This window comes from Sphingopyxis sp. H050, from assembly GCF_001468265.1.
In the GTDB taxonomy this organism is placed as follows: domain Bacteria; phylum Pseudomonadota; class Alphaproteobacteria; order Sphingomonadales; family Sphingomonadaceae; genus Sphingopyxis.
In genome coordinates this window covers 11,624-35,274 of record NZ_LNRZ01000005.1, presented here as the reverse complement: position 1 = coordinate 35,274, position 23,651 = coordinate 11,624, and the positions used below count along the sequence as shown (strand labels likewise).

The 23,651-nt window shown below is 67.0% G+C and carries 26 protein-coding genes and 1 tRNA gene; 11 read left to right on the top strand and 16 right to left on the bottom strand.

Annotation, left to right across the window (positions count from 1 at the left end; all coding sequences use genetic code 11):
• Positions 1 to 3: 3 nt before the first annotated feature.
• The 3 genes from ATE67_RS11305 to ATE67_RS11295 all read left to right on the top strand — a co-directional run bounded on the left by ATE67_RS11305 (position 4) and on the right by ATE67_RS11295 (position 2,464).
• Complete coding sequence (locus ATE67_RS11305; RefSeq protein WP_058817066.1) at positions 4 to 1,155, top strand: hypothetical protein; 1,152 nt, start codon at positions 4 to 6, stop codon at positions 1,153 to 1,155.
• A complete protein-coding gene (locus tag ATE67_RS11300) occupies positions 1,152 to 1,934 on the top strand; it encodes an FkbM family methyltransferase (protein ID WP_058816791.1) in 783 nt (260 codons plus the stop codon). The genes ATE67_RS11305 and ATE67_RS11300 overlap by 4 nt, the downstream gene beginning before the upstream one ends.
• A 149-nt stretch (positions 1,935 to 2,083) precedes the next feature.
• Positions 2,084 to 2,464: a DoxX family protein gene (locus tag ATE67_RS11295; RefSeq protein ID WP_058816790.1), complete on the top strand. Its 381-nt coding sequence runs from the start codon at positions 2,084 to 2,086 to the stop codon at positions 2,462 to 2,464.
• Positions 2,465 to 2,476: 12 nt separating this feature from the next.
• Here the strand turns inward: ATE67_RS11295 and ATE67_RS11290 are convergent, their stop codons facing one another.
• Positions 2,477 to 2,812 (bottom strand): hypothetical protein, encoded by a 336-nt coding sequence (locus tag ATE67_RS11290; RefSeq protein WP_156416993.1) that lies wholly within the window; start codon positions 2,810 to 2,812, stop codon positions 2,477 to 2,479.
• 72 nt (positions 2,813 to 2,884) lie between these two features.
• On the opposite strand from ATE67_RS11290, the gene ATE67_RS11285 reads away from it, so the two are divergent.
• A complete protein-coding gene (locus ATE67_RS11285) occupies positions 2,885 to 3,346 on the top strand; it encodes a MarR family winged helix-turn-helix transcriptional regulator (RefSeq protein WP_058816788.1) in 462 nt (153 codons plus the stop codon).
• A 205-nt stretch (positions 3,347 to 3,551) separates the two neighbouring features.
• Here ATE67_RS11285 and ATE67_RS11280 read toward each other — a convergent pair whose 3' ends face one another.
• From ATE67_RS11280 to ATE67_RS11240, 9 genes are all read right to left on the bottom strand, one after another.
• On the bottom strand, positions 3,552 to 4,544 hold the full coding sequence (locus ATE67_RS11280) for a PhoH family protein (protein WP_231728153.1): 993 nt from the start codon (positions 4,542 to 4,544) through the stop codon (positions 3,552 to 3,554).
• 166 nt (positions 4,545 to 4,710) lie between these two features.
• Positions 4,711 to 6,060 (bottom strand): tRNA (N6-isopentenyl adenosine(37)-C2)-methylthiotransferase MiaB, encoded by a 1,350-nt coding sequence (gene miaB, locus ATE67_RS11275; protein WP_058817065.1) that lies wholly within the window; start codon positions 6,058 to 6,060, stop codon positions 4,711 to 4,713.
• A 7-nt stretch (positions 6,061 to 6,067) separates the two neighbouring features.
• Positions 6,068 to 6,862, bottom strand: a complete 795-nt coding sequence (locus ATE67_RS11270) for a lysophospholipid acyltransferase family protein (RefSeq protein WP_231728129.1) — start codon at positions 6,860 to 6,862, stop codon at positions 6,068 to 6,070.
• Positions 6,831 to 7,256: a Fur family transcriptional regulator gene (locus ATE67_RS11265; RefSeq protein WP_039575806.1), complete on the bottom strand. Its 426-nt coding sequence runs from the start codon at positions 7,254 to 7,256 to the stop codon at positions 6,831 to 6,833. Before ATE67_RS11265 ends, ATE67_RS11270 begins: the two co-directional genes overlap by 32 nt.
• A 126-nt stretch (positions 7,257 to 7,382) precedes the next feature.
• On the bottom strand, positions 7,383 to 7,814 hold the full coding sequence (locus tag ATE67_RS11260) for a MucR family transcriptional regulator (RefSeq protein ID WP_058816786.1): 432 nt from the start codon (positions 7,812 to 7,814) through the stop codon (positions 7,383 to 7,385).
• A 113-nt stretch (positions 7,815 to 7,927) separates the two neighbouring features.
• Positions 7,928 to 8,407 (bottom strand): GNAT family N-acetyltransferase, encoded by a 480-nt coding sequence (locus ATE67_RS11255; protein WP_231728128.1) that lies wholly within the window; start codon positions 8,405 to 8,407, stop codon positions 7,928 to 7,930.
• On the bottom strand, positions 8,404 to 9,030 hold the full coding sequence (gene tsaB / locus ATE67_RS11250; RefSeq protein ID WP_058816785.1) for a tRNA (adenosine(37)-N6)-threonylcarbamoyltransferase complex dimerization subunit type 1 TsaB: 627 nt from the start codon (positions 9,028 to 9,030) through the stop codon (positions 8,404 to 8,406). The genes ATE67_RS11255 and tsaB overlap by 4 nt, the downstream gene beginning before the upstream one ends.
• Positions 9,023 to 9,616, bottom strand: coding sequence for a malonic semialdehyde reductase (locus ATE67_RS11245; protein WP_058816784.1), 594 nt, complete (start codon positions 9,614 to 9,616; stop codon positions 9,023 to 9,025). The genes tsaB and ATE67_RS11245 overlap by 8 nt, the downstream gene beginning before the upstream one ends.
• Before the next feature lie 24 nt (positions 9,617 to 9,640).
• The gene (locus ATE67_RS11240) at positions 9,641 to 10,216 is read right to left on the bottom strand and encodes a NifU family protein (RefSeq protein ID WP_058816781.1); all 576 of its coding nucleotides are present in this window, start codon (positions 10,214 to 10,216) and stop codon (positions 9,641 to 9,643) included.
• Positions 10,217 to 10,279: 63 nt separating this feature from the next.
• On the opposite strand from ATE67_RS11240, the gene ATE67_RS11235 reads away from it, so the two are divergent.
• The 3 genes from ATE67_RS11235 (at position 10,280) to fdhD (ending at position 12,244) form a co-directional block, all read left to right on the top strand.
• Positions 10,280 to 11,152: a hypothetical protein gene (locus ATE67_RS11235; RefSeq protein WP_058816780.1), complete on the top strand. Its 873-nt coding sequence runs from the start codon at positions 10,280 to 10,282 to the stop codon at positions 11,150 to 11,152.
• A 19-nt stretch (positions 11,153 to 11,171) separates the two neighbouring features.
• Positions 11,172 to 11,247, top strand: a tRNA-Thr gene (locus ATE67_RS11230).
• A 220-nt stretch (positions 11,248 to 11,467) separates the two neighbouring features.
• Positions 11,468 to 12,244 (top strand): formate dehydrogenase accessory sulfurtransferase FdhD, encoded by a 777-nt coding sequence (gene fdhD / locus ATE67_RS11225; RefSeq protein WP_082660324.1) that lies wholly within the window; start codon positions 11,468 to 11,470, stop codon positions 12,242 to 12,244.
• Here fdhD and ATE67_RS11220 read toward each other — a convergent pair.
• Genes ATE67_RS11220 through ATE67_RS11195 form a run of 6 tightly spaced genes read right to left on the bottom strand, consistent with a single transcriptional unit; the run spans position 12,194 to position 18,371 of the window.
• On the bottom strand, positions 12,194 to 13,174 hold the full coding sequence (locus tag ATE67_RS11220) for an ornithine cyclodeaminase family protein (RefSeq protein WP_231728127.1): 981 nt from the start codon (positions 13,172 to 13,174) through the stop codon (positions 12,194 to 12,196). The genes fdhD and ATE67_RS11220 overlap by 51 nt on opposite strands.
• Positions 13,167 to 14,288: a dipeptidase gene (locus ATE67_RS11215; RefSeq protein ID WP_058816777.1), complete on the bottom strand. Its 1,122-nt coding sequence runs from the start codon at positions 14,286 to 14,288 to the stop codon at positions 13,167 to 13,169. Before ATE67_RS11215 ends, ATE67_RS11220 begins: the two co-directional genes overlap by 8 nt.
• A complete protein-coding gene (locus ATE67_RS11210; protein WP_058816775.1) occupies positions 14,278 to 15,636 on the bottom strand; it encodes an amidohydrolase family protein in 1,359 nt (452 codons plus the stop codon). Before ATE67_RS11210 ends, ATE67_RS11215 begins: the two co-directional genes overlap by 11 nt.
• Before the next feature lie 41 nt (positions 15,637 to 15,677).
• A complete protein-coding gene (locus tag ATE67_RS11205; protein WP_231728126.1) occupies positions 15,678 to 16,283 on the bottom strand; it encodes a methylated-DNA--[protein]-cysteine S-methyltransferase in 606 nt (201 codons plus the stop codon).
• 31 nt (positions 16,284 to 16,314) lie between these two features.
• A complete protein-coding gene (hutC, locus tag ATE67_RS11200; protein WP_058816773.1) occupies positions 16,315 to 17,019 on the bottom strand; it encodes a histidine utilization repressor in 705 nt (234 codons plus the stop codon).
• Positions 17,016 to 18,371 (bottom strand): formimidoylglutamate deiminase, encoded by a 1,356-nt coding sequence (locus ATE67_RS11195; protein ID WP_058816771.1) that lies wholly within the window; start codon positions 18,369 to 18,371, stop codon positions 17,016 to 17,018. The genes hutC and ATE67_RS11195 overlap by 4 nt, the downstream gene beginning before the upstream one ends.
• Positions 18,372 to 18,457: 86 nt before the next feature.
• Between ATE67_RS11195 and hutI the strand changes: the two genes are divergently transcribed.
• The 4 genes from hutI to hutU are packed head-to-tail and all read left to right on the top strand — an operon-like array spanning position 18,458 to position 23,647.
• Complete coding sequence (hutI, locus tag ATE67_RS11190; protein ID WP_058816769.1) at positions 18,458 to 19,657, top strand: imidazolonepropionase; 1,200 nt, start codon at positions 18,458 to 18,460, stop codon at positions 19,655 to 19,657.
• Entirely contained in the window at positions 19,654 to 21,183 is a 1,530-nt protein-coding gene (gene hutH / locus ATE67_RS11185) for a histidine ammonia-lyase (protein ID WP_058816768.1), read from the top strand. Before hutI ends, hutH begins: the two co-directional genes overlap by 4 nt.
• A complete protein-coding gene (gene hutG, locus ATE67_RS11180) occupies positions 21,183 to 21,986 on the top strand; it encodes an N-formylglutamate deformylase (RefSeq protein WP_058816767.1) in 804 nt (267 codons plus the stop codon). Before hutH ends, hutG begins: the two co-directional genes overlap by 1 nt.
• Complete coding sequence (hutU, locus tag ATE67_RS11175; protein ID WP_058816766.1) at positions 21,983 to 23,647, top strand: urocanate hydratase; 1,665 nt, start codon at positions 21,983 to 21,985, stop codon at positions 23,645 to 23,647. The genes hutG and hutU overlap by 4 nt, the downstream gene beginning before the upstream one ends.
• Positions 23,648 to 23,651 lie beyond the last annotated feature (4 nt).

Genomic DNA, 23,651 nt, shown 5'->3' with positions numbered 1-23,651 from the left:
GCGATGCACATCGGCTTTCTCTTCAACCATCATGGCGGGCATCAGGTCGCGCACGCGCTGCCTGTCGCGCTGGCTCTGCTGCGGCGCGGCACCAACGCCAGGGTGAGCGTGCTCGTGTCCGAAGACTGCGAGGGCGAGGTCCGCCGCATGGCCGCGGCAACACCCGGCCCGGCGCCCGAGATCATCCGCCTGCACCCGCCCTCGAGGCTCGCGCGCGCGGCGAACCGCGCCAGCGGGCGGGCGATCCCCGCGGACATCGTCTCGACGCTGCACCGCAACCTTGACCGTTTCCGCGCGCTCGACGCGCTCGTCGTGCCCGAAAAAACCTCGCTGATGCTGAAGTCGATCTTCGGTCTCGAGGCGCTGAAGCTCATCCACACGCGCCATGGCGCCGGCGACCGCGCGATCGGCTTCGACAAGGCGAGCGGCCGGTTCGATCTGGTGCTGCTGTCGGGGGAAAAGATCCGCGACCGGCTGGCCGCGGCCGACCAGCTGAAGGAGGGCGGCCATGCGATCGTCGGCTATCCGAAATTCGACCTCGCGCCGCCGAACCGGCCGCGCCTGTTCCCGAAGGACCAGCCGACGGTGCTCTACAACCCGCATCCCTCGCCCGCGCTGTCGTCCTGGTATCGGATGGGACCGCAAGTCCTGGACTGGTTCGCGAGGAGCGACCGCTACAATCTGATTTTCGCGCCGCATGTCATGCTGTTCAAGAAGCGCATCACCGCCTCGCTCTCGCCCTTTGCGCTTGGCTGGAATCGGGGCCCGCGCGCCGACCATTACGAGCATGACCATATGCTGATCGACACCGGCGGCCCCGCCTTGTTCGACATGACCTATACCGACGCCGCCGACATCTACATCGGCGATGCGAGCAGCCAGGTGTACGAGTTCATCCGCCGGCCGCGGCCGTGTTTTTTCCTGAATCCGCACGGCCACGACTGGCAGGGCAATCCCGATTTCACGCACTGGCGCGCGGGGCATGTGCTGGACGACATCGATCAGCTGGACGCCGCATTTGCCGAGGAGCCGCGCCTGACACCCGCGATGCGCGAGCGGCAGGAAAGCCTGTTCGCCTATAGCTTCGACCTGCAGGAGCGCCCCTCGTCGGAACGCGCGGCCGAAGCGATCCTCGACTATATGGCGCGCCAATGAGCGTCGCGGCTGCTTCCCCGCTCAAGAGCTTCCTCGACTATGGCGTGCGCAAGACGCTCCACAAGGCGTGGGTGCATGTGCTGGCCGCGCTGCCGCTGGCGCGGTCGGAGCCGGTCGTGACGTCGCGCTATGGGGTCCGGATGCGCGCAAACTGGCGCGACCGGACCTTCCAATATTGCCGCTATGGCACCTATGGCCGCGCGCTGTCGAACTATATCGCGGCGCAGGACCGGCCCTTTGCCTTCGTCGATATTGGGGCGAACCAGGGGCTCTACAGCCTGCTCGCGGCGCGCAACCGGCACTGCGCCGCGGCGGTGGCGTTCGAGCCGGTGGCGGCGACCTTTGCGCTGCTTCGCGACAATATCGCGCTCAACGCGGCGGGGGCGACGATCCGGCCGGTACATGCCGCGGTCTCGCTCCATTCGGGAATGGCGCGGATCGCGACCGACGGGGCGCATAGCGGGGTCGCGAGCCTCCGCGAAACAGCGGCGGACGGCGGCGAGGAAATCCGCATCCTCGGCATATCGGGGGTCGATGCGCTGCTCGAAGGCGCCGCGCCGCTGATCGTCAAGATCGACGTCGAGGGGCATGAGGAGACGGTGGTCGAGGCGCTGATGGCGTCGTCGCATCGCGACCGGATCGCGGCGATCTTCTACGAGGTCGACGCGCGCTGGACCGATGCCGACGCGATCGAGGGGCGGCTGCGCGATGCCGGCTTTGCGCGCTTCACGCGCCACGGCATCGGGCGGCATTACGACATATTGGCGGAGCGCGGGTGACATCGGCGGCGGAGAAGTCTGCGGCGGGTGCGATTGCCTTCTTCACGGCCGGATCAAGCCATTGGAAACGCTTCGTTTCGGACAAGACGCTTTTTTGCGCGGCGAAGCTGCACTAGCATCGCCCATCCGAAGCAAGGGAGGGGATATCCATGAAGTTTCTCGATGGCTTTACCGAACAGGCCTATGCGCTGCTCCGCATCGTGGCCGGCCTGCTGTTCCTCGCGCACGGCGTGCAGAAATTCTTCAACTTCCCGGTCGCCTTTCCCTATCCGCTGAACCCGATGCTGCACGCGGCGGGTGCGATCGAGCTGGTGGCGGGCGGGCTGATCGTCCTTGGCCTCTTCACCCGCCCCGCGGCGTTCCTCGCCAGCGGCATGTCGGCGGTCGGCTATTGGGTCGCGCATGGCAGCAACGGGCTCTATCCGATCGCCAACGGCGGCGAGACGATCGCGCTCTATTCCTTCCTGTTCCTGTTCATCGCGACGCGCGGCGCAGGTATCTGGAGCGTCGACGGCGCCCGGGCGAAGTAGCAAACGGCGGGGTCAGAAGCGGCGCTGCCCCGGATCGACCGGGTCGCAGCGGCCGTGGAAGTCCTGACCGAAGCCCTTGATCACGATCTCGCCCGTGGTGCGGTCGATCCTGAGCTTGGGGTGATTGAGGCCGTTGAGCTTGTATTTCGCCTCGATCTGATCGCTGGTCGTGACGAGGTCGGTCAATTGCCACCAATGCTGGTCGTCGCCGCCCGCGTTGATCGGCGGCACCAGCGCCTTTGGAAGGCGGATCCGTCCCGGCTCCTCGATGAGAAAGCGATCGACTCTTTGTGCGACACGCCGACGATAGGCCGGCGACCAGCGTTTGCAACCGGCGGTCTTAACCAAAAGCGACGTCCGGATATTGCGATTTAATCGCATACGATCTATATAGGCGCGATCCAGTCAGGAGATGTCCCGATGCCCCCCTCCCCCAAGGCCGCCAAGCCCGCGCCGCAGCTGTCCAATTTCATCTGCTTCGCCGTCTATTCGGCGAACCTCGCCTTCGGGCGCGCGTACAAGCCGCTGCTCGACAAGCTGGGGCTGACCTACACCCAATATATCACGCTGGTCGCGCTCGCCGAGGAGGATGATGTGACGGTGAGCGCGCTCGGCGAGAAGCTGTTCCTCGAATCGAACACGCTGACCCCAATTCTGAAGAAGCTGGAATCGCTGGGCTACCTGCAGCGCAAGCGCGATGCCGCGGACGAACGGCAGGTGCGGATCGCGCTGCTGCCGCCGGGCCGCGCGCTGGTCGATCAGGACCCCGGCGCGGCCCTACTCGACGCGACCGGGCTCGGCGCCGATTTCTTCAAGGTGCAGCGCGAGATCGTCGAACTGCGCGACAATCTGGTCCGCCACAACCGCGCGGCCGCCCCCTGAGGTGTGACGGGCCGTCGCGGGACCCATCGCGATCGCCCTACCCCCGCAGCACACGGCATGATGCCGGCCGGGAATGCCCCTATGCGACTGCAGGTCTTCGTCAGCTCTTCGTCGAAGGACCGGACCACCGAACATGGTCAGCCCGATGATGACGGCGGCGAAGCGGTCGCCGTGATGGTCAGGAAGGTCGGTAGCTGAGCTCGCCTTAGCTGCCCGGCCCTTCGTAAGCCTCGACGATCCGCCCGACGATCGGGTGGCGGACGACGTCGGCGCTGGTGAAGCGGCTGACGTTGATGCCCTCCAGCCCTTCGAGCCGTCCGACCGCGTCGGCGAGGCCCGAGGTCGCCGGGATCGGCAAGTCGACCTGTTTCGGGTCGCCGCAGATGACCATGCGGCTGTTCATACCGAAGCGGGTGAGAAACATCTTCATCTGCGGGATCGTCGTATTCTGCGCTTCGTCGAGGATGATGAAAGCGTCGGCGAGCGTGCGCCCTCGCATGAAGGCGAGCGGCGCGATCTCAATCTCTCCGCTCGCGATGCGGCGCTCGACCTGCTCGGCCGGCAGGCAGTCGTGGAGCGCGTCGTAGAGCGGGCGGAGGTACGGATCGACCTTTTCCTTCATGTCGCCGGGCAGAAAGCCGAGTTTCTCGCCCGCCTCCACCGCGGGGCGCGACAGGATCAGGCGCTGGACGCTGCCGGTGATGAGCTGCGCGACCGCCTGCGCAACCGCAAGATAGGTCTTGCCCGTACCCGCCGGGCCAAGCGCGAAAATCACATCGTCGCGCGCGAGCGCCTGCATATAGGGGACCTGCGATGGCGCGCGCGGGACGATGGTCTTTTTGCGCGTGCGGATCATGATCGGCGGCGCTTCATTCTTGTCGTGACGGATGATGCCGTCGAGCGTCGGCTGCGCCGACATCGCGATCACGCCGTCGACCATGCCGGCGTCGACCTCCTGCCCCTGTTCGATGCGATTGTAGAGGTCGGTAAGCACGTCGCGCGCGCGCGCCGCGGCTTCGGCCTCGCCCTCGATCTGGACGCGGTTGCCCCGCGCCGAGATATAGACGCCGAGGCGGTTCTCGATCGCGACGAGGTTGCGGTCGAACTCGCCGAAGAGGATGCCCAGCAATTGTGTCCGTTCAAATTCGGCCGTCAGTCGGACGCGATCGCCGGGTTCGGCGGGGGATGCGGCGGTCATCGGGCGTTTGGACACGTGGGCAAGGCTCCTTCAGATCGGCAGGGTCAGCATTATCTAACCGTTCGCCCTGAGCTTGTCGAAAGGCCGTTCTTTTCTTGGACGCTGCAAGAAGAAGGACGGTGCTTCGACAAGCTCAGCACAGACGGAATAGAAGTAGCGGATGGCACTAGGCAACCGCTTCCATCAGCGGTTCGGCACCGAGGCTGTTCGGCCCCGCCGAAATGACCCGCACATCGACCATATCGCCGATCTTGAGCCCGGGGGCGGTGACGTGCACCGACTGGAGCCAGGGCGACTTGCCGATCAGCTGGCCGTCGAGCTTGCCCTTGCGTTCGAGGAGCAGGCGCGTCGTGCGGCCGACGGTGGCTTGGTTGAACGCCTGCTGCTGTTCGTTGAGCAGCGCTTGCAAGCGCTGGAGCCGGTCGTTCATCACCGCTTCGTCGATCTGATCGCCCATCGTCGCCGCGGGCGTACCGGGGCGGCGCGAATATTTGAAGCTGTAGGCCATGGCGTAGTTCGTCGCGCGGACGATATCGAGCGTCGCCTGGAAATCTTCCTCGGTCTCGCCGGGAAAGCCGACGATGAAATCGCCCGAGACGGCGATGTCGGGACGCACGGCGCGGACGCGATCGATGACCTTCAAATAGCTTTCGACCGAATGGCTGCGGTTCATCGCCGCGAGGATGCGGTCGCTGCCCGCCTGCACCGGCAGGTGGAGGAAGGGCATCAGCTTCTCGACCTCGCCATGCGCCGCAATCAGCCCGTCGGTCATGTCGTTCGGATGGCTGGTCGTGTAGCGGATGCGCTCCAGCCCGTCTTCGCGCGCGAGTTCGCGGATCAGCCCGTCGAGGCCGATCGCCCGGCCCTTGTCGTCCTCGCCGTCCCACGCATTGACGTTCTGGCCAAGCAAGGTGATCTCGCGCACCCCGCCCGCGACGAGCGCGCGCGCCTCGGCGATCAGGTCGGCGAAGGGCCGGCTGATCTCGGCGCCGCGCGTGTAGGGCACGACGCAGTAAGTGCAGAATTTGTCGCAGCCTTCCTGCACGGTCAGGAAAGCGGTCGGGCGCTGGCCGCCGGCGCGCTTCGGCAGCGCGCCGAACTTGCTTTCGACCGGCATGTCGAGGTCGATCGCCTTCTCGCCCCTCTCCGCGCGGGCGATCAGATCGGGCAGGCGGTGATAGGCCTGCGGGCCGACGACGACATCGACGCTCGGCGCGCGGCGCGCGATCTCGGCCCCCTCGGCCTGCGCGACGCAGCCGGCGACCGCGATCGTCGGCGTGCTGCCATCCTCGCGCTTCAGTCGGCCGATGTCCGAATAGACTTTTTCGGCCGCCTTTTCCCGGATGTGACAGGTGTTGAGGACGACCAGATCGGCGTCGGCGCCATCGGCGGCCGCGACATAACCCTGGGCGCCCAGCATCTCGGCCATACGCTCGCCGTCATAGACGTTCATCTGGCAACCGAAGGATTTGACGTGGAAAGTCTTCTGAAGATTCTGGGGGGAGTCGGATTTCATCGGCGCGCTATAGGCGATGCGGCGGGCCGGCGGAAGGGCGCACCGCGGCGAGCCGCGCAAGAATAGCGGCGCGCGCCGCCTCATTGATCGCCTTGCGGTCCTGCTCCGCCGCCTCGGGAAGCGGATCGAGATAGTGGATCGTCAGCGGGATCGACCGCTTGCGCGCGAGCAGCCGCTTGAAATTGTCGAGACCGGATTCGGGGTCGAGCCAGGCGATGTCGTTCGCCTGCTCGCCATAATCGAGCAGCACCGGCTGCACCCGCAGCCGCGGCGGGGTCGGAACGATCGCCTGGAACAGCGAGGCGCGGAACGGCAGCAGACCGTCGCCGGGACCCGTCGTGCCCTCGGGAAAGAGCGTCACCGGGCGCCCCCGCGCGAGCGCGCTCCGCAGTTCGTTCGCCTGATTGTGGATCTCGCGCTTCGCCTCGCGCTGCACATAGATGGTGTGGTTCTGGTCGGCGAGCCAGCCGACCAGCGGCGTCGTGCCGACCTCCGCCTTCGACACAAACGCCGAGCGCGCGGCGCCGCCGAGCGCCAGGATGTCGAGCCAGCTGACATGGTTGGAGACGAACAATACGTCGCGCCGCAGCCGCGTGCCGGTCGTCCGGATGCGGAGGCCGGCGATCCAGCCGACGGCGTTGAGGAAGGCCATCACCATCGGCGACGGGCGGCCGACGGCGCGGTAGAGCAGGTGCGGGACGATCAGGAACAGCAGCGTCAGCACCATCAGGGCCAGACGGGCGATCGTTCGCCAAGTGATCGATGCGCGATCAGTCGCGCTTGCGATCGATGGCGACACCATAAAGCTCCATACGATGGTCGACGAGGCGGAAGCCCAGCCGTTCGGCGATGACCTTTTGCAACGCCTCGAGCTCGGGATCGACGAATTCGATGACCTTGCCGGTTTCGACGTCGATCAGATGGTCATGATGCGCCTCGGGCGCCGCTTCGTAGCGTGAGCGACCGTCGCCGAAGTCGTGGCGGTCGAGGATCCCCGCCTCTTCGAACAGGCGGACGGTGCGATAGACGGTCGCGATCGAGATGCCGCTGTCGAGTTTCGACGCACGCTCATAAAGCGTCTCGACGTCGGGATGATCCTCCGAATCCGAAATCACCCGCGCGATGATGCGGCGCTGTTCGGTGATCCGCAGCCCCTTTTCGTGGCACAAAGCTTCGAGGTCGATATTACCGGACATGCGGGCCTTTCCTGCAAGATGCAGTCGGATCTATAGTGGTGCAAACTGTATAGGCACGCGTCGCAAATAGGACAAGGGCGGCCCCTTCCGGAACCGCCCCCCGTCCGTCTCGCATCGCCGAAAGTCTCAGACCTTCTTGCGTTTGCGCCCGCCGCCGCGGCCCTTGGTGCCGAGCCCGATTTCCTTCGCCAGCGCGCGGCGGCGTTCGGCATAGTCGGGCGCGACCATCGGATAGTCGGCGGGCAGGCCCCATTTGGCGCGATAATCGTCGGGGGTCAGGCCATAGTGCGTCATCAGATGGCGGCGCAGCATCTTCAGCTTCTTGCCGTCCTCAAGGCAGACAATATAGTCGGGCTTCACCGACGCGCGGATCGAAACCGCCGGCACCGGCTTTTCTTCAACCACCGGCTTGTCACCCAGGTTCGACAATGCCGCATGGACATTGTTGATCAGGATCGCGAGATCCGAAATGGCGACACTGTTGTTGCTGACATGCGCAGCGACAATATCGGCCGTCAGGGTGACGAGCATTTCATTCGTATCGGCTTGATCCGACATGTTGGAAAATTCCTTGTCTGCTAGCTTCAGAAGGAGAGCAGACAAATCATGGGTCGATATTCATCTGCTACGCATTCATGCCATTTTGGTTCTAATGCCGCAATGGCCTATGACTACCTCATCGTTGAATCCGAGTGCCGGCGCATGGTGATTGCGTCGCGCAATACGCCATCGCTTCCGCGATAATAAGAAGGACGCCGTCCGCACTCCAAAAATCCGCACCTCTCGTACAGATGAATCGCGTCATTATCGGCCCGCATTTCAAGGAAATACTCTACGGCGCCTTGGCTCTTGGCCCAATGCTGCCAATCGTGCATCAATAAAGTGCCGACCCCGCGTCCGCGCCATTTGGGATCGACCGCCAACAGCAGCAATTCGCTTTCGGGTCCGGCGATCCGCGCTGCGGAAAAGCCGACCGGCGCCTCGCCGTCCCACGCCACGCACACGCGCGCCGAGGGCAAGGCAAAGAGGGTGAGCAACTGCGCGGCGCTCCACGCCTCGCCATAGGCGGGGTCGAACGCCGCCTCCATCACCCGCATCACCGCGCCGATGTCGCCGACACGGGCAGCCGCGAGATGGATGGCGCCGCTCACGCGATCGCCATCGGCTTGGCGTCGGGGGCGCGGCCATAGATCGGGCTGGGGTTGTCGAACAACGCCGCGGCGGAAAGCCGCGAGAAGGCGCGGGTGTCGGGCAAGATCGCGAGCGCGTTCCCCGACCCGCGGCGCGCGACAAAGGCCTCGGCGCGATTGCCGAAGACGAAGGCGTCGCCGGCCAGCACCGCCTCTTCGGGCAGCAGCGAGCGAACCGTGTCGCGCGGTGACAGATCGGCGCTGAAAGGCTGGACGAACCATTGGCCGTGCCCGCCCTCCATGACCAGCAATCCGCCCCCGGCGGCGGCAATCTCTGCGGCGGCCGCGGCCGCGACGAGCGATGGGGTGGCAAAGCCGCGCACGGGAACGCTCCAGCCGAGCGCCAGGCCGCGCGCGGCGGCGACGCCGATGCGGACACCCGCGAAGCTGCCGGGACCGCAGCCGACCGCGATCGACGCGGCACGGCCGCCGTCGGCCAGCTCGGCGATCAGCGGGACCAGCCGCTCGGCATGCCCGCGGCCGATGATTTCGTGGCGGAAGTCGACGACGCGCCCATCCTCGACCAGCGCGACCGAACAGGCCTCGCTGGCGCTATCGATGACGAGCGTTCGCCCCTCAGACAATGGTGTTGAAGCGCTCGAAGCCCGGACGCGGGCTGCGTTCGAAGATGCTCGTGGGGTCGCCATAGCCCAGCGTCGAGATGAAATTGCTCTTCACCGTCGGCTGGTCGGCGAAGAAAGCGGCATCGACGGCATCGTTGTTGAACCCCGACATCGGCCCGGTATCGAGGCCCAAGGCGCGCGCCGCGAGGATGAAATAGGCGCCCTGCAGGCTGGAATTGCGGAAGGCGGTCGCATGGGCGAGCGCGTCATTGCCCTTGAACCAGCTGCGCGCGTCGGCGTGCGGGAAGAGTTCGGGCAGAAGCTCGTAAAATTCGGTGTCCATCCCGATGATCGCAGTCACCGGCGCCTTCAGGATTTTCTCCCCGTTCGCCGGCAGCGCCAGCGCCGCGAGCTTCTGCTTCGCTTCGTCCGACACGCACCAGACGATGCGCGCCGGCAGGCTGTTCGCGCTGGTCGGCCCAAATTTCACCAGATCCCAGATCGCATGGAGCTGCGCCTCGGACACCGGCTGGTCGAGATAGCCGTTGTATGTGCGCGCGGTACGAAAGAGCTGGTCGAGGGCGCTGTCGGAAAGCGGCTCGCTCATCGGTATATCTCCTGTTGCACTGGATCAGACGGCGTGGACCGCCGTCACTTCGGGTACATAATGTTTAAGCAGCGATTCAATGCCGTTCTTCAGCGTCGCGGTCGACGACGGGCAGCCGGCGCAGGCGCCCTGCATCTTCAGATAGACATTGCCCTTGTCGAAGCCGCGATAGACGATGTCGCCGCCGTCGTTGGCGACCGCCGGGCGGACGCGCGTTTCGATCAATTCCTTGATCTGGTCGATGATGTCGGCATCGGCCGGGTCGTCGGCGAAGCCCTCATCCTCGGCAGGAACCGAAAAACCGCCGGCGGTGGCGGGATGGAAGAGCGGCATGTCGGCCAGGAAATGATCCATCACGATGCCCAGCACGTCGGGCTTCGCATCGGCCCATTCGGCGCCGGGCGCGATCGTCACCGACACGAAATCGCGGCCGAAGAAGACGCCGGTGACATCGCCGAGTGCAAAGAGCGCGGTCGCGAGCGGCGAGGCCTCGGCCTCTTCGGGGCTCGCGAAATCGCGGGTTCCCGTCTCCATCACCGCCCGGCCGGGCAGGAATTTGAGCGTCGCGGGATTGGGCGTCGATTCGGTTTCGATCAGCATGGGCCGCATGTGGGACGCAAAGGGGCTTTGTGCAAGATGAGTCGCATGGGCTAAGGCGCTGCGATGCGCCGTTTCACCAATTTTGCTGCCCTCGACTGGTCCGGCGCCCGTGGCGAGCGCCAGCGCGGGATTGCCCTTGCCGTCGCCAGCGGAGCGGCTGCCCCCGAGTTGGTGCGGCCGGGCCATATATGGTCGCGCGCGGAAATATTGGCGTGGCTGGAAGAGGTCGCCGCGGCGGGCAGCGACGTGCTGATCGGGTTCGACTTCTCGGCTGCCTTCGCCTTTGCCGATCATGGCGCCTATTTTCCCGAATGGAGCGAAAGCCCAGCAGGACTGCCCGAACTGTGGGCGCTTGTCGAACGCTTGGCCGCCGCCGATCCGCATTACGAGATCGGCAGTTTTCTGGTGCACCCCGAGGCGCGGCGGCATTTCCGTCACGGCCGCGGCGATGTCGGCGAGCTGTTCGAGGCCGGAACGGGACGGCTGCGCGTCGTCGAGCAGTATCAGCGGGTGACGAAGCAGGCCGCAAGCGTCAGCAATTTCAACCTCGTCGGCGCGGCGCAGGTCGGCAAGGCGAGCCTCGCGGGGATGCGGCTGCTGCACCGGCTGCGCGGCCGCATCCCGCTCTGGCCGCTCGACCCGGTGCCGACAAAGGGGCCCCTGCTCGTCGAAATCTATACCAGCCTTGCCGCGCGTGCGGCCGGGATCGCAGCCGGGCGCAGCAAGGTCCGCGACGGCGCGGCGCTCGATGCCGCGCTCGCTGCATTCGGTTCGCCCGGCACGGGCCTTCGCGGCGCAGTCAGCGATCATGCGAGCGATGCCTTGCTGACCGCCGCGTGGCTCCGCGCCATCGCGGGCGACAGCACGCCTTGGTCACCGTCGCCGCTTTCGGATGCGCTGGCCCGCACGGAGGGCTGGACCTTCGGCATCATTTGAAGCAAAGGGCGTCTCTAGCGCCGGCTTAGCTCAGTTGGTAGAGCACCTGATTTGTAATCAGGGGGTCAGGGGTTCGAGCCCTCTAGCCGGCACCATGGATCGCCCAGCCACCATCGGTGCAGGATCCCGCACCGCACCTAGGCCCTTATATGCAGCCCGACGAAGCAAGGCAGCTGATGGACAAATGGCTGGACCGCAACGGCCCCGGCCGCGACCAGCCGGTGCCCTCTGTCATGATTATCGCCGCAAGCCGGCGGGCCGCCACGTCTTGACACTGAGCCGCGCCGACGGCTGCCTGGCGCGCGGCGGCGCGGCTTGAGCGACGCCACATCCTTCGTTCGCATCGCCGCCGATGGCGAGCGCGTCGCGATCGAGCGCGCGCTGGCCGAGGAGGTGCCGGTCGCGCTGGAATTCAACGGCATCGGCTATGCGGTGCTGATGGCCACCCCCGCCGATCTCGACGATCTGGTCGCGGGCTTTCTTGTTTCCGAGCGCATCCAGCAGGTCGGCGATCCCGTCGTTCCGGTCGCGCCGCACCGCACCGCGGCCGGCATCGTCGCGCGCGCTAACCTGCTCGCCGAGCAGGCGCGGCGGCTGCTCGACCGCGTGCGCCATCGCGCCTCCGATTCCTCGTGCGGGCTTTGCGGGATAGAGAATATCGAGCAGGCGATGCGGCCGCTGCCGCAAGTCGCCGCGCAGAGCGATGCCGATGACGCCGCGATCTTTCGCGCGCTCGCGGCGCTGTCCGGCCAGCAGTTGCTCAACGCGCGGACGGGCGCAGCGCATGCCGCGGCTCTTGTCGATGCGGCCGGCATCATCCGGCTCGTGCGCGAGGATGTCGGCCGGCACAATGCGTTCGACAAGCTGATCGGCGCGATGCGCCGCGCCGGCGCCGGGTGGGATGGCGGCTTCGCTCTCCTCTCCTCGCGCTGCTCCTACGAGCTCGTCGAAAAAGCCGTGCTTGCAGACTGTCCGATGCTGGTCACCATATCGGCGCCGACGCAGCTCGCTGTAGCGCGCGCCGCCGAGGCCGGGCTGCCGCTACGCGTCCTCGCCCGCCCCGACGCCATGCTGGCCTCGCCCGCGCCATAGCCAGGCGGCGCAGGCGAGATCCTGCACGATCGAACCGAGCGATTTGTAGAGGGTGACGTCGGAGGCGGCGAGGCGTCCCGGCGCCGTCCCCGTGAAGACATGGCCAATCTCGGGCAGCACATGCGCTTCCGTCACCAGCCCCTTGTCCCTCGCGCGCAGATATTCGGCGCCCTGCGCGAGCACGCCGTCGCGGTGGTCGGGAACGAAGCGCGCGCGGGCAACCAGCGCCTCGTCGATTTCGGACGGCCCGGCGCGGCTCGATCCGACCGCGTTGACATGCACGCCGTCGGCAATGTCGGCGTCGAACAGGATCGGATCGGGCGCGGCGGTCAGCGTGCAGACGACATCCGCACCGTCGACCGCCTCGGCCACGGTCGGCGCAGTCCGCGTGGGAAGGCCGAAATCACGCGTGATGCGATCGGCGAGCGCCGCCGCCTTGTCGGGGGCGCGGCCCCACACCGTCACCGCTTCCAGCGCCCGGACATGGCGGATCGCGGCGGCATGGTGCCACGCCTGCTCGCCTGTCCCCAGCAGCGCCAGCCGCGTGGCGTCGGCGCGGGCCAGAGCGTCGGTCGCGGCGGCCGTCGCGGCAGCGGTGCGGATCGCGGTGACCTCGCCCGCATCGATCACGCACACCGGCGCGCCGCTCGCGCGGTCGAAAAGGATGATGACGCCCTGATGCGAGCCGCCCTTCGCGGCGGCGGCTGGAAAGACGCTGATGATCTTCGCGCCGAACCCGGCGCCGTCGAGCGCGCCGGGCATCACGCCGAACAGGTCGCCGTCGCCCAGGTCGATGATCCCGCGCAGCAATTGCTGGCTGCGCCCCTCGGCGAGCGCGATCATCGCGGTCTTCATCAGCGGAATGCCGTCGGCGTGGTTCAGCCGCCCGCGGACCTCGGCGGCGTCGATGAAGGCGATCGGGTCAGCCACCCCATACGCTTTCGGCGTGGCGCAGGAAGTTGAGCCCCATGATCTTCTCGATCCGCGCCGCCGAATAGCCGCGCGCCGAAAGCAGGGCGATCAGCTTGCGGAACTGCTCGGGGCCGCGCAGATCGACGACGAAGGGATAGGTATCGGGCCGCTCGCCGGTCGCGCTGATTCCCGCGGCGCGGCGTTCGGCAATCTCCTTCGCGAGGACCGCCTCATAACGCTTCAAATCGTCGATCTGCGTCACATAGCCGTCGGTGCCGATGCCGACATGATCCTCGCCGCAGATGTTTACCGCATGGTCGATATGCGCGACGACATCCTCGGCGCGGGCGTGACCCGAGGCGTTGAGGAAGGGCATGAAATAAATGCCGACGAAGCCGCCCTTCTCGGCGACCAGCCGCAGCTCGGCGTCGGTCTTGTTGCGCGGCAGGTCGGTGACCGCGCGGCAGCCCGTGTGGTTGATCGAGATCGGTGCGGCCGACGCGCGCGCCGCGTCCAGACACGTGCGCTCGCCGCTGTGCGACAGATCGACGATCATCTTCTGCGCATTGAGCCGCTCGATCACCTCGCGTCCGAACGGCGTGAGCCCCGGATTGTCCGCCGCCATCGATCCGCCGCCGAGCTGGTTCACGGGGTTATAGGTCAGCTGGAAAATGCGCACGCCCATGTTCGCGAAGATGTCGACGCGGCTCGCGTCCTTCCCCATCATGGCGCCATTCTGGAAGCCGTAGATGATGCCGATCTTCCTCTCCGCCTTGGCGCGGTGGATATCGGCGACGCTCAGGATCTTGAGCAGGTCACGCGGCCGGCGGCGGATCAGCATGTCCATCTCGGCGACGTCGCGGACGCTCTTTTCGAACGGATCGGCGGGGCCGGCCACATAGCCGAGGGTGCAGTTTATCGCGGTGACGCCCGAGGCATGCGCCTCGGCGAGCACGCGCGGCGAATAGGGATCGGTCGCATCGGGATCATTCGGGTCGCCGAGCCCGCCGAGTGCGTTGACGATCACCCATTTGCGGCTGTTGGGCGCCTTCGCCCACGCGCCACGCGGCAGCATCGCGCTCGCGGTGAGCCCCGCCGCACCGAGCATCATCGCCCGCCGGTCAATCGTCATTATCCAGCTCCTTCGCCGTCAGCGGCACATAATCGGCGCGAGGATATTGGCGCCCCCCCTTCACCGTCGTTTCAATCGCCGCTATATTGTCGATGTCGGCGACGGGGTCCGCGGTGAGCACTACGAAATTGGCGAGCTTGCCTGCCTCGATCGACCCCATGTCCGCCGCCTGCCCCGCCGCCTGCGCACCAACGAGCGTCGCCGAGCGGATCACTGCGAGGGGCGGCATGCCGACGTCCCTGACCAGAAAGCGCAATTCCTGATGCACCTCCGGCCAGAGATCGCTCGCCGGATCGACATAGTCGGTGCCGGTTGAGATCGGAATGCCTGCGCGCCACGCCTGCTGCGTCAGGCGGACCGTCTGCGCGCCGCTGCAACGAAGCGGTTTCTTGTCGGGAAGCGCTTTGCGCTCGGCTTCGAACTTCACGAACAGATTGCCCGTCGCGTCGAGGATCGTCCCCTGCTTCAACATCGCACGGTAGAGGCGCGCGACGACAGGGTCGTCGCCCGATGGCGCGAGCAAATCCTCTTTCACGGGGGTGCGATCCTCGTAGGCGGCGAGATTCTCGGCCTGCGCCTCATACCCCAGATAGCAGACATGGCTGATCACGTCGGCGCCCGCCGCGATCACGTCGGACGGGCGCGCGGGGAAGACCGAGCTGTGCGCCCAGATCATCAGCTTCTGGCGATGCGCCTCGGCGGTGATCGCCGCGACGCGCTCTGCCGACAGATCGGCGTAGATCTTGATCGCGCGCGCCGACGTGCCGCGCGCCAGCGTCACTGCAGTGCGCAGGTCGGTGCTCTTGTCGATCGCCTGCATCCACGGCGCGGTGCCCGGCTTGAAACCCCGGCTGACCGCCAGCACGCGCGGGTCTTCGAAGAATGGCGGCCCGGCCATCAGCGCGGCGTAATAGATGTCGGGCGCCGCGACCTCCCCCACCAGCGACGCGCGCGACAGATCGCCGACCGCGCGGAGATCGTCGGCCATGTCGCGCACCGCAGTCACGCCGCCGTAGAGCTGGCGCCGCAGGATCGCCTCGGCGCGTGGGCGGTTGGGCGGGGTCGCGAGATGGACGTGGCTGTCGATCAGGCCGGGGATCACATAGCGCCCCGAAAGGTCGACCTTGCGAGCATCGCCGGCCTGCGCGGTCAGGCTGCCCTGTGCACCGATCGCGACGATACGCTCGCCATCGATCAGTATATCCTGCGCCGGCCGGGCAGGCGCGCCGGTCCCGTCGATGACCGTTGCGCCCGAATAGAGGACCGGCCCGGCAGCGACGGGAGCAGCCGCGGCGACGAGGAAAGATAGTGCGATGAGGCGGGAGGCCGCGAAGCGGAAGGGCATCATACCCGGTGGCTAGACTGCCCCGCCCACCACCGCAACCGGCTCTAGAAATCGAAAGCGGTCTGCGCTTTGCTTTTGCTCGCCATCTTCTTCGGCGCCGGCACGTCGACCGCAACGCCTTCGAGTTCGAGCATGCGCGCCTTCGACATCGAGCCGCCAGGCGCCGAGAAGCCGCCGATCTTTCCGCCCGCACCGGTCACCCGGTGGCAAGGCACGATGAGCGGTACGGGGTTGCTCGCCATCGCCTGACCCACATCGCGAGCGAATTCGAGGCCGGCGCCGAGCGTCCTGGCGACTGCGCCATAGGTGGTCGTCTCGCCCCAGCCGAGGCCGCGCACCAGCGTATAAACCCGTTCGAAGAAGGGCTCCTGCGCGCCCATATCGACGGGGATCGCGCTGAAATCGATCCGCTCGCCCACAAAATAGCGGACTATGGCATCGACGACCGTCTGGACCGGCAGCGGGGGTTCGGATCGCTCCGCATTCGGCAAGCGGCGCAGCAGGGCGCGTTCGGCGTCGTGGGCGCTTGCGTCGGGCAGCCGCAGCGCCGCGATGCCGCGGTCGTTCCATCCGAGCGCGACGAAGCCCGCGGCGGTTTCGAACAGATGGTATCGGGGTCGCTCGGCCATGCGCTCCTTATCGATCGCCACCGCCGAAATGCAACGCCGGTTGGGCAGCAGGTCAGGGCCGGAAGCGCGCGACGAGCGCATAGCGGTCGCCCGGGTAGACCTGCCGTGTATAGGTGATCCGCTCGTCGCCGCGCCAGGTCCAGCGTTCGAGCGCCATGCACGCCGCCCCTGCCGATATGCCGAGCGCGACCAATTCCTTCGCGCCCGCGTTGAACGCGGTGATCCGATGTTCGGCCTCGGTCCAGGGGACATGCGCGAGCAGCCAGGAGCCCGGCGGCTCGGCGGCAAAGTCGATGGCGGCGGCCTCGGGCACCGCCGCGAGATTGATCAGGCGCCGCTCGAGCGCATAGGCGCGGCCCCCGGCGTCGTGGCGGCATTCGAGCGCGAGTACCTCTCCCTCTTCTATCTGGAGCAGGCGCCGATCCTCGGCAGTCGCGGCGCGGATTTCGCGGCGGTCGAGATGGAGGCGATAGGTTTCGCCGAGCCCGGCCACCTCGTCGCGGATATCGGGGATCTCGAGCGCGGCCCGCTGAACCCGCGGATGCGAGACGATCGTGCCGGCGCGCCGGCGGCTTTCGAGCAGTCCCGCCTCGATCAGCGCCCGCAACGCCCGGTTCACGGTCATGCGCGAACAGCCGTAGGTCGCCATCAGTTGATGCTCATAGGGGATGCGGTCGCCGGGTTTCCAATCGCCCGCCATGATCTGCGCCTCGATGTCGCGGCGAATCTGGGCGTGGATGGCGCTGCTTTGCTTCATCCCAGGATCTTGTGCAGCGTGGCGCGGTAGCGCGCGTCGATCGCGTCGCGGTGGATATGGCGGCCGCCCTCGACCCGCTTCACGCCGCCACGCCAAACGCAATCGACGAGACGCGCACCGCCGCCGAAAATCCAGCTATCGAGGATCGCGTCGCCGCTACGGCCCGCGAAGAAAGGATTGCCGGCCTTCAGGCTGACGAAGTCGGCGGGCTCGCCCACCGCGATCCCCGATGTCGGGCGTCCGAGGGCCTGCCCGCCCCCCGCAGCCGCGGCGCGGTAAAGGCTGGCGCCGGTCGACTTCCCCGCGCCGTTCGCGAGCAGATTGCGCCCGCGGTGCGCAAGGCGCTGGCCATATTCGAGCAGGCGGAGCTCGGCCGCGGCGTCGATCTCGACGTTCGAATCCGAGCCGATGCCGAAGCGCCCGGCCTCGGCCACGAACTCGCGCGCCGGGAACAGCCCGTCGCCCAGGTTCGCCTCGGTGATCGGGCAGAGACCGACGACCGCGCCGCTTCGAACGATGGCGCGCCGCTCGGCTTCAGTGACATGCGTCGCATGGACGAGGCACCAGTCGGGGCCGACATCGGCACGGTCGTAGAGCCATTCGACCGGCCGGGCGCCGCTCCACGCGAGGCAGGCTTCGACCTCGGGCAGCTGTTCGGCGATGTGGATATGGACCGGCGCGCCGGATGCCATTGCTGCGATGTCGGTCAGCTCGTCAGCGGTCGTCGCGCGAAGGCTGTGCGGAGCGACACCGACGAGAGCATCGTCGAGGTCGGCAACAGCTTGGCGTGTCGATTCAAGCAGCGTCGCGAAGCGGCTGGCATCGTTGATGAATCGGCGCTGGCCATCTGTCGGCGCGGCGCCGCCGAAGCCCGAATGGGCGTAGAAGACCGGCAGCAACGTCAACCCGATCCCGGTTTCGCCCGCCGCCGCCGCAATCGCCTGCGCCATCACCGCGAGGTCGCCATAAGGGCGACCGTCGACGTCGTGATGCAGATAGTGAAATTCGCCAACGCGGCCGAAGCCGCTTTCGAGCATTTCGGCATAGGCGAGCGCCGCGATCGCCTGCAGGCCCTCCGGATCGAGGCGGTCGACGAAGCGGTACATGACCTCGCGCCAGGTCCAGAAGCTGTCGTCGCTGTCGCCCGCGGTCTCGGCGAGCCCGGCCATGCCGCGCTGGAATGCGTGGCTGTGCAGATTGGGCAAAGCGGGCAACAGGACCGCGTGGCGTTCATCGCCGGGCGCAGCTTCTGCGTCGATTTCGACCGATGAAATACGCCCATTTTCAACGCTCAAGCGAACGTTGTTGCGCCAGCCTTCCGTCAGCCATGCCTGTTCGCACCAAAGCGCCATCGCACATCCCGTCTGGACATCGACCCATGCCTTCAATTAATGTATATACATTATTGAGTCGCCGTCAGCAAGCAGGAGAGGCTGGCATGAAGTGCGAAAGGCTCTGGACCAACGCACGGCTTGCGACGATGCAGGCAAGCGACGCCGGCCTGGGGGTGATCGAGCGTGCCGCGATCGGCATGGCGGCCGGCACGATCACCTATGTCGGCTCGATGGTCGATGCACCTGCAGCCGGTGAGACGATCGATTGCGAGGGCCGCTGGATCACGCCCGGCCTGATCGACCCGCACACGCATCTGGTCTTCGCGGGCGATCGCATCGCCGAGTTCGAGCTGCGCCAAAAGGGCGCCTCTTATGAAGAGATCGCGCGGGCGGGCGGCGGGATCGTGTCGACGGTCCACGCCACGCGCGGGGCAAGCGAGGCCGAGCTGGTCGCGAGCGCCCTCCCCCGCCTCGACGCGCTGATCGCCGAAGGCGTCACGACGATCGAGATCAAGTCGGGGTACGGCCTGTCGGTCGAGGACGAGGCGAAGATGCTGCGCGCGGCGCGTATCCTGGGCAAGGTGCGGCCGGTGACCGTACGCACGACCTTTCTCGGCGCGCACGCCTTGCCGGGCGAATATGCCGGCGATGCCGACGGCTATATCGACGTAGTTTGCGAGACGATGATTCCGGCCATCGCCGCGGCGGGGCTCGCCGATGCGGTCGACGCCTTTTGCGAGACCATTGGCTTCACGCCCGCGCAGACCGAGCGCGTGTTCGCGGCGGCTAAGACGCACGGCCTGCCGGTGAAGCTCCACGCCGAGCAATTGTCGAACCAGCATGGCGCCGCGCTAGCTGCGCGGTACGGCGCGCTGTCGGCGGATCATCTCGAATATCTCGACGACGAAGGTATCGCCGCGATGGCCGAAGCGGGGACCGTCGCAATGCTCCTGCCCGGCGCCTATTATTTCCTTCGCGAAACGAAGTTGCCGCCGGTCGCTGCATTGCGAGCGGCCGGGGTGCCGATCGCACTCGCGACCGACTGCAACCCCGGCACCTCGCCGCTCACCTCGATCCTGCTGACGATGAACATGGCGGCGGTGCAGTTCGCCCTGACCGTCGACGAATGCCTGCTCGGCGTGACGCGCCACGCGGCGCACGCGCTGGGGATGCAGGATATGATCGGGACGATCCAGGTCGGCAAGCATTGCGACCTCGCGATCTGGGACATCGAGCGGCCAGCCGACCTCGTCGGCCGGATCGGCTTCAACCCGCTGCACCAGCGTATCTGGATGGGACAATGACGAAGATAGTGATCACTCCCGGAACGACGTCGCTCGCCGACTGGCGCGCGATTTACGAGGGCGCCAGCGTCGCGCTCGACGCACGGGCGTGGGCGGCGATCGACGCGAGCGCGGCTGCGGTCGCGCGGATCGTCGCGAAGGGCGCGCCGGTCTATGGCATCAACACCGGCTTCGGAAAGCTCGCGAGCGTCCGCATCGCCGACGACGATCTGGCGACGCTCCAGCGCAATATCGTCCTCAGCCATGCGGCGGGCACCGGCGCCCCGTCGCCTGCGAAAATTGTCCGCCTGATGATGGCGCTGAAGCTTGCGAGCTTCGGCATGGGCGCGTCGGGCGTGAAGCGCGAAACGGTCGCGATGCTCGAGGCGATGTTGGCGAAGGGACTGACCCCGGTCGTCCCGTCGCAGGGCTCGGTCGGCGCGAGCGGCGATCTGGCCCCGCTATCGCATATGGCCGCCGCGATGATCGGCGTCGGCGCGATCGACGTCGGCGGCGAGACGCTGCCCGCCGCCGATGCGCTGGCGGAGGCCGGGCTCGCGCCGCTCGACCTCGGCCCCAAGGAAGGCCTCGCGCTCCTCAACGGCACGCAATTTTCGACCGCGAACGCGCTCGCGGGCCTGTTCCGCGCCGAGACCGTCTTCCGCTCGGCGCTGATCACCGGCGCGCTCTCGACCGAGGCCGCCAAAGGTTCCGACGCGCCGTTCGACGCGCGCATCCATGCGCTGCGCGGCCATGCCGGCCAGCGCGAGGTCGGCGATGCGCTACGCGGGCTGATGGCGGGATCGGCGATCCGTGCTTCGCACGCCATCGACGATCCGCGCGTGCAGGACCCGTACTGCCTCCGCTGCCAGCCGCAGGTGATGGGTGCGGTGCTTGACCTGTTGCGGCAGGCCGGGACCACGCTGGGCATCGAGGCGAATGGCGTCTCCGACAATCCGCTGATCTTTGCGGATACCGACGAGGCACTGTCGGGCGGCAATTTCCACGCCGAGTCCGTCGCCTTCGCCGCCGACATGATCGCGATGGCCCTCTGCGAGATCGGCTCGATTGCGGAGCGGCGCATCGCGATGCTCGTCGACCCGGCGCTGTCGGGCCTCCCTGCCTTCCTCACCCCGCGCCCCGGCCTCAACTCGGGCTTCATGATCCCGCAGGTCACCGCCGCGGCGCTGGCCAGCGAGAACAAGCAGCGCGCATATCCCGCCAGCGTCGATTCGATCCCGACCTCGGCCAATCAGGAGGATCATGTGTCGATGGCCGCGCACGGGGCGCGACGCCTGCTCGACATGGCGGACAATGCCAGCGCGGTCATCGGCATTGAGTTGCTGGCCGCCTGTCAGGGCATCGACTTTCACGCGCCGCTCAAATCGAGCGACGCGCTGGAGGCGGCGCACAAGCATCTCCGCGCCGAGGTTCCGACGCTCGAGGACGACCGGCATTTCCATCCCGACATGGAAGCCGCCACCGCGCTGGTCCGCACTGGCAGCCTCGTCGCCGCGGTCCCCGCCGACTTGCCGGGCATCGCCTGATGGACTGGCTGCGCGTCCACCGTGGCGACGCGCCGCTGGTCATCGCCTTCCCGCACGCTGGCACCGACCTTGCGGGCCTAGACGACCAGTTCGTCTCGCCCTGGCACGCGCAGATCGATACCGACTGGTGGATCGCGGAGCTTTATGCCTTCGCCGCCGACATGGGCGCGACGCTGGTCGCGACCGATATTTCGCGCAGCGTGATCGACATGAACCGCGATCCCTCGGGCGCCTCGCTCTATCCGGGGCAGGCGACGACCGAGCTGTGCCCGACGACGACGTTCGATGGCGACCCGCTCTATCGCTTCGACCAGCCCGACGAGGCCGAGATCATGCAGCGGCTGCATAGCTATCACCGGCCCTATCACGATAGGCTGACGGCCGAGCTGGACCGGCTGAGAACGGCGCACGGCAAGGTCGTCCTCTACGACGCCCATTCAATCCGCAGCCATGTCCCCCGCCTGTTCGACGGCGAGCTGCCGCAGTTCAACATCGGCACCAATGGCAGCACAACCTGTGCGCCCGAGCTTGAGACGATCGTCGCGAACATCTGCGCCGCCAGCGGCAAGAGCCATGTCGTCAACGGCCGCTTCAAGGGCGGCTGGACGACGCGGCACTACGGCCAGCCCGACGACGGCATCCACGCGATCCAGATGGAACTGGCGCAGCGCGGCTATATGGCCGAGCCCGACGCCATTACCCACGCCAACTGGCCCGCCCCCCTCGATCCCCATCCCGCGATCCGGCCCGTCCTCGAGCAAGTGATTGCCGCGACCCTCGACTTTGCGAAAGGATTTTCATGACCACCCGCCTCGACAACAGCCGCGTGATCCGCCCGGCGACCGGCCCGGAGATCAGCGCGAAAAGCTGGCTCACCGAAGCGCCGATGCGGATGCTGATGAACAACCTCCACCCCGACGTCGCCGAGGCACCGCACGAACTCGTGGTCTATGGCGGCATCGGCCGCGCCGCGCGCGACTGGGAAAGCTATGACAAGATCGTCGAGACGCTGAAGCGGCTGGAGGGCGACGAGACCTTACTGATCCAGTCGGGCAAGCCCGTCGGCGTTTTTCGGACGCACGAAAACGCTCCGCGCGTGCTGCTCGCCAATTCGAACCTCGTCCCCGAATGGGCGAATTGGGAGCATTTCCACGAGCTCGATAAAAAGGGCCTGATGATGTACGGCCAGATGACCGCGGGCAGCTGGATCTATATTGGCAGCCAGGGCATCGTTCAGGGCACTTACGAAACCTTCGTCGAAATGGGCCGCCAGCATTATGGCGGCAGCCTCGCCGGCCGCTGGCTGCTCACCGCCGGCCTCGGCGGCATGGGCGGCGCGCAACCGCTGGCGGCGGTAATGGCGGGCGCGTCTTGCCTCGCGATCGAATGCCAGCCGAGCCGCATCGAAATGCGCCTGCGCACCGGCTATCTCGACAAGCAGGCGGGGAGCATCGACGAAGCGATGGCGATGATCGAGGCGAGCCATGCCGAACGCAAGCCGATCTCGGTCGGCCTGCTCGGCAATGCCGCCGAAATCCTGCCCGAGATCGTCCGCCGCGGCATCCGTCCCGACCTGCTCACCGACCAGACCTCGGCGCACGATCCGGTCAACGGCTATCTCCCTGCGGGCTGGAGCCTCGACGAATGGTTCGCGAGGCGCGAGAGCGATCCCGCTGCTGTGGCGAAAGCCGCCAAGGCCTCAATGGCCGTCCATGTGCAAGCGATGCTCGACCTGCAGGCCGCGGGCGTGCCGACGACCGACTATGGCAATAACATCCGCCAGATGGCCAAGGACGAAGGCGTCGAAAACGCGTTCGACTTCCCCGGCTTCGTCCCCGCCTATGTCCGTCCGCTCTTCTGCCGCGGCATCGGGCCGTTCCGCTGGGCGGCGCTGTCGGGCGATCCCGAGGATATCTACAAGACCGACGCCAAGGTGAAAGAACTGCTGCCCGACAACAAGCACCTCCACAACTGGCTCGACATGGCGCGCGAGAAAATCCGGTTCCAGGGCCTGCCCGCGCGCATCTGCTGGGTCGGGCTCGGCGACCGCCACCGGCTGGGCCTCGCGTTCAACGAGATGGTCGCGTCGGGTGAACTGAAGGCGCCCGTTGTGATCGGCCGCGATCATCTCGATTCGGGCTCGGTCGCCTCACCCAACCGCGAGACCGAGGCGATGCGCGACGGCTCCGATGCGGTGTCCGACTGGCCGCTCCTCAACGCCCTCCTCAACACGGCGTCGGGCGCGACCTGGGTGTCGCTGCACCATGGCGGCGGCGTCGGCATGGGCTATTCGCAGCATAGCGGCATGGTGATCGTCGCCGACGGCACGCCCGAAGCGGCGAAGCGGCTCGAACGCGTGCTGTGGAACGATCCCGGCACCGGCGTCATGCGCCACGCCGACGCGGGCTATGACATCGCCATCGACTGCGCGCGCGAAAAGGGGCTGGATTTGCCGTCCGTGTGATCGT

Bases quoted from the DNA above. Each gene is read 5' to 3' on its own strand.
- ATE67_RS11305 (WP_058817066.1), top strand. From the start codon at position 4: ATGCACATCGGCTTTCTCTTCAACCATCATGGCGGGCATCAGGTCGCG.
- ATE67_RS11300 (WP_058816791.1), top strand. From the start codon at position 1,152: ATGAGCGTCGCGGCTGCTTCCCCGCTCAAGAGCTTCCTCGACTATGGC.
- ATE67_RS11295 (WP_058816790.1), top strand. From the start codon at position 2,084: ATGAAGTTTCTCGATGGCTTTACCGAACAGGCCTATGCGCTGCTCCGC.
- ATE67_RS11285 (WP_058816788.1), top strand. From the start codon at position 2,885: ATGCCCCCCTCCCCCAAGGCCGCCAAGCCCGCGCCGCAGCTGTCCAAT.
- ATE67_RS11280 (WP_231728153.1), bottom strand. From the start codon at position 4,544: ATGACCGCCGCATCCCCCGCCGAACCCGGCGATCGCGTCCGACTGACG.
- miaB (WP_058817065.1), bottom strand. From the start codon at position 6,060: ATGAAATCCGACTCCCCCCAGAATCTTCAGAAGACTTTCCACGTCAAA.
- ATE67_RS11270 (WP_231728129.1), bottom strand. From the start codon at position 6,862: ATGGTGTCGCCATCGATCGCAAGCGCGACTGATCGCGCATCGATCACT.
- ATE67_RS11265 (WP_039575806.1), bottom strand. From the start codon at position 7,256: ATGTCCGGTAATATCGACCTCGAAGCTTTGTGCCACGAAAAGGGGCTG.
- ATE67_RS11260 (WP_058816786.1), bottom strand. From the start codon at position 7,814: ATGTCGGATCAAGCCGATACGAATGAAATGCTCGTCACCCTGACGGCC.
- ATE67_RS11245 (WP_058816784.1), bottom strand. From the start codon at position 9,616: ATGAGCGAGCCGCTTTCCGACAGCGCCCTCGACCAGCTCTTTCGTACC.
- ATE67_RS11240 (WP_058816781.1), bottom strand. From the start codon at position 10,216: ATGCTGATCGAAACCGAATCGACGCCCAATCCCGCGACGCTCAAATTC.
- ATE67_RS11235 (WP_058816780.1), top strand. From the start codon at position 10,280: ATGCGCCGTTTCACCAATTTTGCTGCCCTCGACTGGTCCGGCGCCCGT.
- ATE67_RS11215 (WP_058816777.1), bottom strand. From the start codon at position 14,288: ATGACGATTGACCGGCGGGCGATGATGCTCGGTGCGGCGGGGCTCACC.
- ATE67_RS11210 (WP_058816775.1), bottom strand. From the start codon at position 15,636: ATGATGCCCTTCCGCTTCGCGGCCTCCCGCCTCATCGCACTATCTTTC.
- hutC (WP_058816773.1), bottom strand. From the start codon at position 17,019: ATGAAGCAAAGCAGCGCCATCCACGCCCAGATTCGCCGCGACATCGAG.
- ATE67_RS11195 (WP_058816771.1), bottom strand. From the start codon at position 18,371: ATGGCGCTTTGGTGCGAACAGGCATGGCTGACGGAAGGCTGGCGCAAC.
- hutI (WP_058816769.1), top strand. From the start codon at position 18,458: ATGAAGTGCGAAAGGCTCTGGACCAACGCACGGCTTGCGACGATGCAG.
- hutH (WP_058816768.1), top strand. From the start codon at position 19,654: ATGACGAAGATAGTGATCACTCCCGGAACGACGTCGCTCGCCGACTGG.
- hutG (WP_058816767.1), top strand. From the start codon at position 21,183: ATGGACTGGCTGCGCGTCCACCGTGGCGACGCGCCGCTGGTCATCGCC.
- hutU (WP_058816766.1), top strand. From the start codon at position 21,983: ATGACCACCCGCCTCGACAACAGCCGCGTGATCCGCCCGGCGACCGGC.